Raw genomic sequence first — 11,024 nt, forward strand, 5'->3', positions numbered from 1 at the left:
TCGGCGTGACCGGACCGACCACCCGCCTGACCGTCGCCGCCCGCGCCGCGGTCGCCCCGTTCCACGTGATGGACGTCTGGGCCGCCGCCGCGCAGCGCGCCCGCACCCACGGCGACCTGATCAACCTCTCGGCCGGGCAGCCGTCCACCCCCGCGCCGGAGCCGGTCCGGGCCGCCGCCGTGGCGGCCCTGCAGTCCGAGGTGCTCGGCTACACCGTGGCGCCGGGCATCGCCGAGCTGCGCGAGGCCGTGGCCGGGCACTACCGCCGCACCCGCGACCTGGACGTCGACCCGGGTGACGTCGTGCTCACCACCGGGTCCTCCGGCGGGTTCCTGCTCGCGTTCCTCGCCGCCTTCGACGCCGGTGACCGCGTCGCGATGGCCCGCCCCGGCTACCCCTGCTACCGCAACATCCTCGCCGCGCTCGGCTGCGAGGTCGTCGAGCTGCCCTGCGGGCCGCAGAGCCGGTTCCAGCCGACCGTGGAGATGCTCGAGGCGCTCGACGAGCCGGTGAAGGGCCTGATCGTGGCCAGCCCGGCCAACCCCACCGGCACGGTGCTCGACCCGGCGGAGCTCGCGGCGCTGGCGTCCTACTGCGAGCAGCGCGGCATCCAGCTCGTCAGCGACGAGATCTACCACGGCATCACCTTCCCGGGCAGCCCCGCGACGAGCTGCGCGTGGGAGACCTCCCGCGAGGCGCTGCTGGTGAACTCGTTCTCCAAGTACTTCTCGATGACCGGGTGGCGGCTGGGCTGGCTGGTGTGCCCGCCGCGGCTGCGCCGCACCGTCGAGGGGCTGGCCGGGAACTTCACCGTCTGCCCGCCCGCGCTGCCCCAGCACGCCGCGCTGGCCGCGTTCGAGGAGGCGAGCTACGCCGAGGCGGACTCGCACGTCGTGCGCTACGGCCACAACCGCGACCTGCTGCTGTCCGGGCTGCCCGCGCTGGGCATCACGCGGCTGGCGCCCGCCGACGGCGCGTTCTACGTCTACGCCGACGTCGGGCACCTGCTGCGCGACGGCGAGGACTCGATGGGGCTGACCTACCGGCTGCTCGACGAGACCGGCATCGCCGTCGCACCGGGCCAGGACTTCGACCCGGTCGACGGCGGCGGCTACGTGCGGTTCTCCTGCGCCGGCGCCACCGACGACGTCGCCGCGGCGCTGGAGCGGCTGCGCGCCTGGGTGTGAGCGGGGCGGGTCAGAGCACCAGCTCCGGCTTGACCGCCGACGGCGTCCAGACCCGCTTGCGGTACGCGGCAAGCGTCGCCAGCCCCAGCGCCGCGGCGAACCAGGCCAGCAGGACCGGCACCGCCGTCCCGACGACGCCGGCGAGCTCGCCGCCGTACATCAGGTGCCGCAGCGCGTCGACGGCGTAGCCCATCGGCATGACGTGGTGCACCGGCCACAGCGGACCGGGGATCGTCTGCCACGGAAAGGTGCCGCCCGCCGACACCAGCTGCAGCACCATCAGCACCAGGCCGAGGAACTGCCCGACGGCGCCGAGCAGCGCGTTGAGGGCGTGCACGATCGCGGTGAACGTCATCGAGGTCAGCCACAGCATCGCGAGCGTCGCGAACGGGTGCACCGGGGTGATCCCCAGCAGCAGCGACACGACCGCGTACATCCCGGTCACCTGCAGCACGCCGAGCAGCCCGGCCGGGATCCAGCCGCCGAGCGCGATCCGCAGCGGGCTCTGCCCGGCCGCGATCGCCCGCCGTGACAGCGGCTGGACCAGCAGGAACAGCACGTAGCCGCCGATCCAGGTGGCCAGCGCCATGAAGAACGGGGCGAGCCCGGCGCCGTAGGTGTCGGCCTGGGAGTAGGCGACGTCGCGGGTCGCGACGGGGTCGCCGATGGTCCGCGCGGTGGCCTCGCGGACGTCCGGGGCGGGGTCGGGGATGTCGTCGACCCCGGCGGACAGGCCGTCGCGCAGCTGCCCCGCGCCGGTCGCCAGCTCCGCGGTACCGGAGTCCAGCCGGCGCGCGCCGTCGGCGAGGCGGTCGGTGCCCTCGACGGCGGTGCGCTCCCCGGCGACGAGCCGGTCCGCGCCGTCGGACAGGGCGGTGGCGCCGCTGGACAGCTGCGTCGCGCCGTCGGAGAGCTTCCGGACACCGCCGGACAGCTCGGTCGCGCCGTCGCGCAGCCGCTCCGCGCCGTCGGCGGCGCTCGCGATCCCGTTCGTGAGCTGCGGCGCGGACGCCGCGAGCTGCTCCGCGCCGTCGGCGACCTGCTCCGCGCCCGACCCGAGCCGGTCGAGCTGCCCGGAGACCTCCTGGACGCGGGCGTTGCCGTCGACCAGCGGCTGCTTGGCCGTGGCCAGGGCGGCGAGGGCCTGCCGGACCTGCTCGTCGGTGAACCCCTGCCGGCGCAGCGACGCGGCGATCGTGCCGTCGGCGGCGTCGAGCCGGTCCGCGAGGCGGGCGCTCTCCTGGGCCACGCGGCTCCCGGCCGCGGCGAGCCGGGCGTCGCCGTCGGCCACCTGGCGGGCGCCGTCGGCCAGCGCGCGGGACTGCTGCGGCAGCTGCGCGGTCGCGTCGCGCAGGGTGCCCAGGCCGGTGGCGAGCTCGCCCGCACCGGCGGAGAGCCGGTCCGCGCCGGTCGCGGCGGTCCCGGCCCCGGTGGCGAGGGTCCCGGTGCCCTCGGCCAGCCGGTCCGCGCCGCCGGCGAGCTGCGTCGCGCCGTCGGCGAGCTGCCGCTGCCCGGACGCCAGCTGCCCGGCCCCGGACGCGAGCTGTCCCGCGCCGTCGTGGGCCTGCGTGGCGCCGTCGGCGAGCCGCCCGGCGCCGTCGGCGGCCTCGCGGGTCTTCGTCGCGATGGTCGAGAAGCCGGTGAGGAACCGGTCCGCGGCCTGCGTGCCGACCTCCTTCGCGACCGAGTCCCGGACGCGGGTGGTGAGGGTGTCGGCGATCGTGCGGGCCAGGTAGTTGTTCGCGTCGTTCGTGGTCAGGACCAGGATCCCCTGGCGCGGGGTGAAGTCGGCGGAGGACTGCAGTGCGGCGGTGAAGTCGCGCGGGATCGTCAGGGCGAAGGTGTAGACGTTGTCGCGCACGCCGCGGTCGGCCTCGGCGGCGGAGACGCGGTGGAAGTCGAACGAGCCCGAGTCGGTCAGCTCCCGCGCGACGTCCTCGCCCACGTCCTGCCGGTTGCCGTCGGCGTCGGTCCCGCCGGCGTCCTCGACGACGAGGGCGGCCGGGACCTGGTCGAGCCGGGAGTAGGGGTCGCCGTTGGCGTAGAGGTAGAAGCCCGCGTAGAGCATCGGGATCAGCAGCAGCGCGAGCACGGCCAGGACCGGCAGCCGGCCGGCGGTGATCCGCCGCAGCTCGCTGATCGCCATCCGGATCGCGCTCATGAGGTCCGCTCCGTGCTCTCGTCGGTGGTCCCGCTGTCCGGGGTCCGGTCGCCGTCCGTGGTGTCGGTGGTCCCGGTGGTCCCGTCGCCGGATCCGGGGAGGATCGCGGTCCCGGCGTCCGGCGGGCCGTCGGTGTCGCCGCGGTCGGTGTCCCCGCGGTCGGTGTCGCCGCTGTCGGTGTCCCCGCGGCCGGGGTCCGCGGGGCGGCGGCGCAGCAGCCGGGCGGTCCAGCCCGGCGGCAGGTCGGCCGCCCCCGCCGGCGCGACGGCCGGCAGCGGCCCCGTCGGGTCCTCCGGGCGCGCGTGCCGCCCGGCCGGCTCGGGCAGCGCGCCCGCGTGCCCGCCGCCGAGCCGCACCGCGGGCACCCCGAGCAGCGCCGCGGACCCCTCCGTGCAGGTGACGACGACGGCGAACCCGGCGCGCGCGTGCTCGGCCGCCACCTGCCACCAGGTGACGGGCGTGCCGCCGTGCCGGTCCGGCGCGGTCAGCACCAGCACCCGCACCCCCGGCCGCGACGCGGCCAGCGCGGTCATCAGCCCGATCCGTACCGGGGCGGGGACGTCCTCGAACCGCGACCGGACCCAGCTCTGCGCGCCCCGCGCGGTCAGCCACTCGGCCACCGCGCGCGGGGTGGTGCCCCGCCCGGCCATGGCCAGCTCCTCGCCGACCACCGTCCGCAGCGGCAGCACCGGCTCCGGCTCGCTGACCCCGGGGGTGTCGACCACGGCGACGGCCCGGCGCAGGGCGCGCGGGTCGTCGTCGCCGTCGAGGGTGACGCCGCCCCCGTCGGGACGCATCCGCCCGGCGAGCGCGAGCGCCAGCGCCGTGTGCCCGGACCCGGGGGCGCCCGCCACGAGCAGGACCGAGCCCGGCTCGGCGCGCAGCGAGGTCGGCGCGAGCAGCCGCCCGTGCGTGCCGTCGACGGCGACGCCGTCGGCGACGAGGGCGCCGCCCGGACCGGCGGGGGCCGGTGCGGCGGCGGGGTCGGGTGGGGCGGAGCTGGTCATCACGGTCCTGCGGTCCGTGGCGCCGCGCGCTCGCGCGCACCCCGGCGGTCCGGGTCCGCGCAGCTCGCCGGCACCGGGTGGGGGTCGGGGCCACCGGCGCGGAGCGGGCGCGCACGCCCGGTCGCGACGGCGGCGGAAGCCTAGGCCGACGCCCGCTCCGGCGTCCGGCCGTCACCCAGTGTGGACCCGATCGGGCGGACCGACTTGACTTCGGACGACAGTGACTTGACTCCGCGCGACAGTGTGACGGAGCCGACGGTGCCGTCCCGGGACCTCAGCCGAGGGCGGTGTGCGGCGCCGGCCCGCCGGGCGACCCGGTGCTCGACGGGCCGACCTCCCCGATGCGGTCCAGGGCCGCCCGGACGTGCTTCTCGGTGACGTCGCGGTGGGTCATCAGCCGCAGCTTGCCCGCGATGGCACCGGCCCGGACCCCGGCCTCGGCGAACGCGGCGATGGTGCCCCGGACGTCGGCGACGTCGACGAGCACGATGTTGGTCTGCGGCTCGCGGACCCGCCAGCCGCGCTCGCGCAGCCCCGCGGCCAGCGTGGTCGCCAGCTCGTGGTCCTCGGCGAGCCGGTCGAGGTCCTCCAGCGCGACGAGCCCCGCCGCCCCGAGCACCCCGCCCTGACGGACGCCGCCGCCGAGCATCTTGCGCAGCCGCCGGGCCTGCTCGACGAACTCCGCGGACCCCGCGACGACGGACCCGACGGGCGCGCCGAGCCCCTTGGACAGGCACACCGCAACGGTGTCCGCGCCGACGGTGAGCGCCCCGGGCGGCACCCCGAGCGCGACGGCGGCGTTCCACAGCCGGGCGCCGTCCAGGTGCACCGACAGCCGTGCCGCCCGCGCCGCCGCGGCGACGGCGGCGTGCTCCTCGGGCGCGGTGACGGTGCCGCCCGCGGAGTTGTGCGTGTTCTCCAGGCAGAGCAGCACCGGGCGCAGCGCGGCGTAGGACCCGTCTCCGGCGGCGGCCCGGCGGACGGCCGCCGCGGTCACCTTGCCCGGGCCGCCGTCGTGCGGCAGCGGGCGCGGCATCCCGCCGGCCAGCCACGCCGCGGTGCCCAGCTCGAAGTCGAGCACGTGCGCGCCCTGCGGGGCGAGGAAGGAGTCGCCGCGGCCCAGCCGGCTCATCAGCGCGATCAGGTTCGCCATCGACCCCGTCGGCGTCCACAGCGCGTCGGCGGCGCCGAGCAGCCCGGCGACCTTCTCCTCCAGCTCGCGCAGGGTGGGGTCGCCGTCGAGCACGTCGTCGCCGACCTCGGCCTCGGCCATGGCCCGGCGCATCGCCTCGGTCGGCACGGTGACGGTGTCCGACCGCAGGTCGACGGGCTCGTCGGGGGCCGGGGCGGCGGTGGCCGCACGCAGCCCACCGCGCGACGACCAGCGGCTTCGGGGTGACGGGCGCACCCACCCAGTGTGTTCCATCCGGCCGCGCCCCGGAACAGCAGGGTCACGAAACGGTCACGACGAGGCGTCCGACCTGCGAAGCACGTCCGCTATCTCACTCGTCCGGACGGGGTGTCACTTGGCAGGATGTGGCGATGGCCGCCCCCAAGCAGACCGAGAAGGGTGAGCGTCGCCGTGCCCTGCTCGTCGCGGCGGCGGCGGATCTCCTGGCGGAGAGCGGGTTCGACGCGATCCGCCACCGCGCCGTCGCCGAGCGGGCCGGGGTGCCGCTGGCCGCGACGACGTACTACTTCTCCTCGCTGGAGGACCTCGTCTGCGCCGCGCTGGACCGGCTGGCCCGCTCCGAGCTGGCCGAGGCCCACGCGTGCCTGGACCGCCGCGACGACCCGGCCGAGATCGTGCTCGACCTGCTGCTCGGCCCGCGCTCGCGCACCGACGGGCTCGACGCCGTCCTGGCCCGGTTCGAGCGGCTCATCGGGTCGGGCCGCCGCCCTTTCCTGGCCGGGCTGCTGCGCGCCCAGCGCGTCGAGTTCGACGCCCTGCTCGACGAGGCGCTCACCCGGGCGACCGGCCGCCGTCCCGGGCCGGGGGACGTCCGCCGGATCACCGCGCTGGTCGACGGCGTCGTGCTGACCGCGCTCATCGAGGCCGACCCCGATCCGCGGGGCGTCGGGCGCGACGCGCTGCGGGAGGCGCTGGACGCCACCACCCGGGTGTGAGGCCGCGCTCCCACCGCCCCCGGGGCCCCGACCAGGCATTACCATCGCGCCACGTGATTCCCAACGTGCTGGCCGCGCGCTACGCGAGCCCCGAGCTGGTCCGCCTCTGGTCCCCGGAGTACAAGATCCAGCTGGAGCGACGGCTGTGGATCGCGGTGCTGCGCGCCCAGCGCGACCTGGGCATCGAGGTGCCGTCGTCGGTGATCGCCGACTACGAGGCCGTCGTCGAGCAGGTCGACCTGGCGAGCATCGCCGCCCGCGAGCGCGTCACCCGGCACGACGTGAAGGCCCGCATCGAGGAGTTCAACGCCCTCGCCGGCCACGAGCACGTCCACAAGGGCATGACCAGCCGCGACCTCACCGAGAACGTCGAGCAGCTGCAGATCCGGCTCTCGCTGGAGCTCGTCGCGGACCGGACCGTCGCGGTGCTCGCCCGCCTCGCGCGCCGCGCCTCGGAGTACGCCGAGCTGGTCATGGCCGGGCGCAGCCACAACGTCGCGGCGCAGACCACCACCCTGGGCAAGCGCTTCGCCAGCGCCGCCGACGAGCTGCTCGTCGCGCACGCCCGGCTGGAGGACCTGCGCTCGCGCTACCCGCTGCGCGGGATCAAGGGTCCGATGGGCACCAGCCAGGACATGCTCGACCTCCTCGACGGCGACGCGGCCAAGCTCGACGAGCTGGAGCAGCGCGTCGCGACCCACCTCGGGTTCTCCGAGGCGTTCACCAGCGTCGGGCAGGTCTACCCGCGCTCGCTCGACCACGACGTCGTCACCGCACTGGTGCAGCTCGCGGCCGCGCCGTCGTCGCTGGCCACGACGGTCCGGCTGATGGCCGGCGCCGAGCTCGCCACCGAGGGCTTCGCGCCCGGCCAGGTCGGCTCGTCCGCCATGCCGCACAAGATGAACGCCCGCTCGGCCGAGCGCATCAACGGCCTCATGGTGATCCTGCGCGGCCTGTCGGTGATGACCGCCGACCTCGCCGGCTCGCAGTGGAACGAGGGCGACGTGTCCTGCTCGGTGGTGCGCCGCGTCGCGCTGCCGGACGCGTTCTTCGCCCTCGACGGCCTGTACGAGACGACCCTGACCGTGCTCGACGAGTTCGGCGCCTACCCGGCCGTGATCGCCCGCGAGCTCGACCGCTACCTGCCGTTCCTCACCACGACCGCGGTGCTGATGGCCGCCGTGCGCGCCGGGGTCGGCCGGGAGCGGGCGCACGAGGTCATCAAGGAGCACGCGGTCGCCGTCGCGCTGGCGATGCGAGAGCAGGGCCAGGCCGACAACGACCTTCTCCAGCGCCTGGCCGGCGACGAGCGCCTCGGCCTGCCCGCCGGGACGCTCGACCGGCTGCTGGAGGACCCGCTGCGCTTCACCGGCGCCGCGTCCGCGCAGGTCGCCACGGTCGCCGAGAAGATCGCGGCGATCACGGCCAAGCACCCCGACGCCGCCGCGTACACCCCCGGGGGGATCCTGTGAGGCTCGTCCACTCCGGCAAGGTCCGCGAGCTCTACCTCGACGAGTCGCGCGACCCGGCCCAGCTGCTGCTCGTCGCCTCGGACCGGCTGTCGATCTACGACGTCGTGCTCCCGACGCCCGTCCCGGACAAGGGCGCGATCCTCACCGCGCTGTCGCTGTACTGGTTCGAGCGCACCGCCGACCTGGTGCCCAACCACGTCATCGGCACCGACGACGTCCCCGCCGAGTTCGCCGGGCGCGCCGTGCGCTGCCGCCCGCTGGAGATGCTGCCGGTGGAGTGCATCGCCCGCGGCTACCTCACCGGGCTCGGGCTGAAGGAGTACCGGCGCACCGGCGCCGTCTCCGGCGTCGCGCTGCCGCCCGGCCTGGTCGAGGGCTCGACGCTGCCCGAGCCGATCTTCACGCCGACCACCAAGGCGCCGGTCGGCGAGCACGACGAGTTCATGACCTTCGACGACGTCGTGGCCCTGCTGGGCGCGGACACCGCGGCCCGGCTGCGCGAGCTGACCCTGGAGGTCTACCGGCGCGGCGCCGAGTCCGCGGCGCAGGGCGGGATCCTCGTCGCCGACACCAAGCTGGAGTTCGGCCGCGACACCTCCGGCGAGATCGTGCTGGGCGACGAGGTGCTCACCCCGGACTCGTCGCGGTTCTGGCCCGCGGACTCCTACGAGCCCGGCCGCGCGCAGTTCTCCTTCGACAAGCAGTACGTGCGCGACTGGTCCGCCGGCCTGGACTGGGACCGCACCGCGCCCGGTCCCGAGGTCCCCGACGAGGTCGTGACGGTCGTCCACGACCGCTACGCCGAGGTCTACCGCCGGATCACCGGCACCCCCTGGACCTCGCCCACCGCCTGATCCGCCACGTGGACCTCAGCCGGGGCCGAGGGCGTCGAGGAGGGCCTGGGCGGTGGGGGCGTCGGTCACCAGGCGGTTGAACAGGCCCGCCCTGGCCCCGCCGACGATGCTCGGCACCTTCGCCACCCCGGCGGCGACGGCGATCGTGCGCGGCACCCGGCGCAGCTGCTCGGGGGAGATCCGCACCATCCGGTCGCTGCCCGGGAACGCGATCGGGCGGCCGTCGGCGCGGTAGAAGTTCAGGCAGACGTCGCCCACGCCGTCCTGCAGACCCCCGTCGTCGAGCGGGACGGAGGTCGAGATCGACTCGCGGCCCGCGGGCGGCGCGCCGATCCCGACCAGGGCCGCCTGCGCACGCGTCCAGAACCCGGTGACGCGCCGGAACTCCGGGTCCTCGGCGAGCGTGCTGCGCATCGCCGGTGACGGCATGGCCTGCGCGAACAGGAAGTGCGGCCGGCCGTGCCCGCGCTCGGCGATGGCCCGGGTGATCTCGTTGGTCTGGTGCCACGCCTCGGGCTCGGCGACCCCGCCGACGGTCGGCACGATCTCGCAGCCGGACAGCGCGGGCAGCGCGGTGTGGCTCAGTTCCCACACCGTGCGCCCGGAGGAGACGAGCAGGACGTCCCCGGCGCGCAGGCCGGCCTCGCGCAGTGCCTCGCCGACCGGCTCGGTCAGCGCCGGGCCGAGGTCGGTGGCGGGCCGCGGGGCCAGCCACACCCGGTCCAGGCCGAGCGCGGCGGCGAGGCGGAGCGCGTCGTCGCCGCCGGTCCGCAGCGACTCCGGGTCGTGCACGGTGATCTGCACGATCCCGACCCGGCGGGCCTCCGCGAGCAGCCGGGACACGGTCGGGCGGGACACCGTGAGGCGCTCCGCGATCGCGGCCTGGTTGAGCTCCTCGACGTAGTAGAGCCGGGCGGCCCGGTGCATCAGCCCGAGGTCGCGCCGGGAGAAGTCGTGCGGCGCCATCACCGTCCCCCTCCGTGGATCCCTGCATCGAACCGTACTGCACGTTTGTTCAAGTCGGAACCGATGTGTTGACGGATGTTCACGCTGGAACGCATGCTCAGACCAGTCGCATGCAGCACCCCGCATGGCACCAACGGAGGTTTCGCCGTGGGAGAGAACATCCCGACCCGGATGCAGGCGGTCGTCGTGCACGGCCCCGAGGACTACCGGCTGGAGGAGGTGGACGTCCCCCGGCCCGGCCCCGGCGAGCTGCTCATGCAGGTCGAGGCCGTCGGCGTGTGTGCCAGCGACCTGAAGTGCTACCACGGCGCCGCGAAGTTCTGGGGCGACGAGAACCGCCCCGCGTGGGCCCAGACCGGCCGCACCCCGGGCCACGAGTTCGTCGGCCGCATCGTCGCCGGTGACGACGAGGGCCTGGCCGGGCACGGCGTCGCGCTCGGCGACCGCGTCGCCTGCGAGCAGATCGTGCCCTGCGAGGAGTGCCGCTACTGCCTGCGCGGCCAGTACTGGATGTGCGGGCCGCACGACATGTTCGGCTTCCGCAACTTCGACGGCGCGATGGCCCAGTACATGCTGGTCCCGACCCGCGCCCGGGTGCACCGGGTCTCGCCGGACCTGGCGCCGCAGCACGCCGCGTTCGCCGAGCCGCTGTCCTGCGCGCTGCACGCCGTGGAGCGCGCCACCATCTCCTTCGACGACGTCGTGGTCGTCGCCGGGTGCGGCCCGATCGGCCTCGGCCTGATCGCCGGCGCCCGCGCGAAGAACCCGCGGCTGCTGATCGCGCTGGACCTCGACGACGACAAGCTCGAGCTGGGCCGCCGCACCGGCGCCGACCTGACCATCAACATCTCCCGCGAGGACGCGGTCGCCCGGGTCAAGGAGCTCACCGACGGCTACGGCGCCGACGTCTACCTGGAGGGCTCGGGCGCGGTCCCGGCCGTCGGGCAGGGCCTGAACCTGCTGCGCAAGCTGGGCACCTTCGTCGAGTACTCGGTGTTCGGCTCCGAGGTCACCGTGGACTGGTCGATCATCTCCGACGACAAGGAGCTCGACGTCCGCGGCGCCCACCTCGGCCCGCACTGCTGGCCCGCCGCGATCAAGATGCTGGAGGACGGCAAGCTCCCGATCTCCGACATCTGCACCCACCAGGTGCCGCTCGCGGAGTTCCAGAAGGCCCTCGACCTCGTCGGCGACACCTCCGGTGCGTCGGTCAAGGTCTCGATCCTCCCGAACGCCTGAGGGGGCCGACG

At 75.6% G+C, this 11,024-nt stretch carries 9 protein-coding genes; 5 read left to right on the forward strand and 4 right to left on the reverse strand.

The features are described 5' to 3' along the window. Nucleotides 1-5 precede the first annotated feature (5 nt). Nucleotides 6-1,187, forward strand: a complete 1,182-nt coding sequence (locus WJX68_RS23790) for a pyridoxal phosphate-dependent aminotransferase (RefSeq protein WP_479692292.1) — start codon at nt 6-8, stop codon at nt 1,185-1,187. A gap of 10 nt (nt 1,188-1,197) precedes the next feature. Here WJX68_RS23790 and WJX68_RS23795 read toward each other — a convergent pair whose 3' ends face one another. From WJX68_RS23795 to WJX68_RS23805, 3 genes are all read right to left on the reverse strand, one after another. After that, complete coding sequence (locus tag WJX68_RS23795; protein ID WP_340294940.1) at nt 1,198-3,348, reverse strand: YhgE/Pip family protein; 2,151 nt, start codon at nt 3,346-3,348, stop codon at nt 1,198-1,200. Continuing rightward, complete coding sequence (locus WJX68_RS23800; RefSeq protein WP_340294942.1) at nt 3,345-4,355, reverse strand: hypothetical protein; 1,011 nt, start codon at nt 4,353-4,355, stop codon at nt 3,345-3,347. The genes WJX68_RS23795 and WJX68_RS23800 overlap by 4 nt, the downstream gene beginning before the upstream one ends. Nucleotides 4,356-4,629: 274 nt before the next feature. Further along, a complete protein-coding gene (locus WJX68_RS23805) occupies nt 4,630-5,640 on the reverse strand; it encodes a threonine aldolase family protein (RefSeq protein WP_422785767.1) in 1,011 nt (336 codons plus the stop codon). 257 nt (nt 5,641-5,897) lie between these two features. On the opposite strand from WJX68_RS23805, the gene WJX68_RS23810 reads away from it, so the two are divergent. From WJX68_RS23810 to WJX68_RS23820, 3 genes are read left to right on the forward strand one after another with little or no spacing between them, the layout of a single operon-like run. Further along, on the forward strand, nt 5,898-6,482 hold the full coding sequence (locus tag WJX68_RS23810; protein WP_340294944.1) for a TetR/AcrR family transcriptional regulator: 585 nt from the start codon (nt 5,898-5,900) through the stop codon (nt 6,480-6,482). A gap of 53 nt (nt 6,483-6,535) precedes the next feature. Next, entirely contained in the window at nt 6,536-7,954 is a 1,419-nt protein-coding gene (gene purB / locus WJX68_RS23815) for an adenylosuccinate lyase (RefSeq protein WP_340294946.1), read from the forward strand. Continuing rightward, entirely contained in the window at nt 7,951-8,808 is an 858-nt protein-coding gene (locus WJX68_RS23820) for a phosphoribosylaminoimidazolesuccinocarboxamide synthase (RefSeq protein ID WP_340294948.1), read from the forward strand. Before purB ends, WJX68_RS23820 begins: the two co-directional genes overlap by 4 nt. Before the next feature lie 15 nt (nt 8,809-8,823). Here the strand turns inward: WJX68_RS23820 and WJX68_RS23825 are convergent, their stop codons facing one another. Next, a complete protein-coding gene (locus WJX68_RS23825) occupies nt 8,824-9,774 on the reverse strand; it encodes a sugar-binding transcriptional regulator (RefSeq protein ID WP_340294950.1) in 951 nt (316 codons plus the stop codon). 147 nt (nt 9,775-9,921) lie between these two features. On the opposite strand from WJX68_RS23825, the gene WJX68_RS23830 reads away from it, so the two are divergent. Continuing rightward, entirely contained in the window at nt 9,922-11,013 is a 1,092-nt protein-coding gene (locus WJX68_RS23830) for an alcohol dehydrogenase catalytic domain-containing protein (protein ID WP_340294952.1), read from the forward strand. Nucleotides 11,014-11,024: the final 11 nt, after the last annotated feature.

It is taken from the genome of Pseudonocardia spirodelae (genome assembly GCF_037727765.1).
In the GTDB taxonomy this organism is placed as follows: Bacteria; Actinomycetota; Actinomycetes; order Mycobacteriales; family Pseudonocardiaceae; genus Pseudonocardia; species Pseudonocardia spirodelae.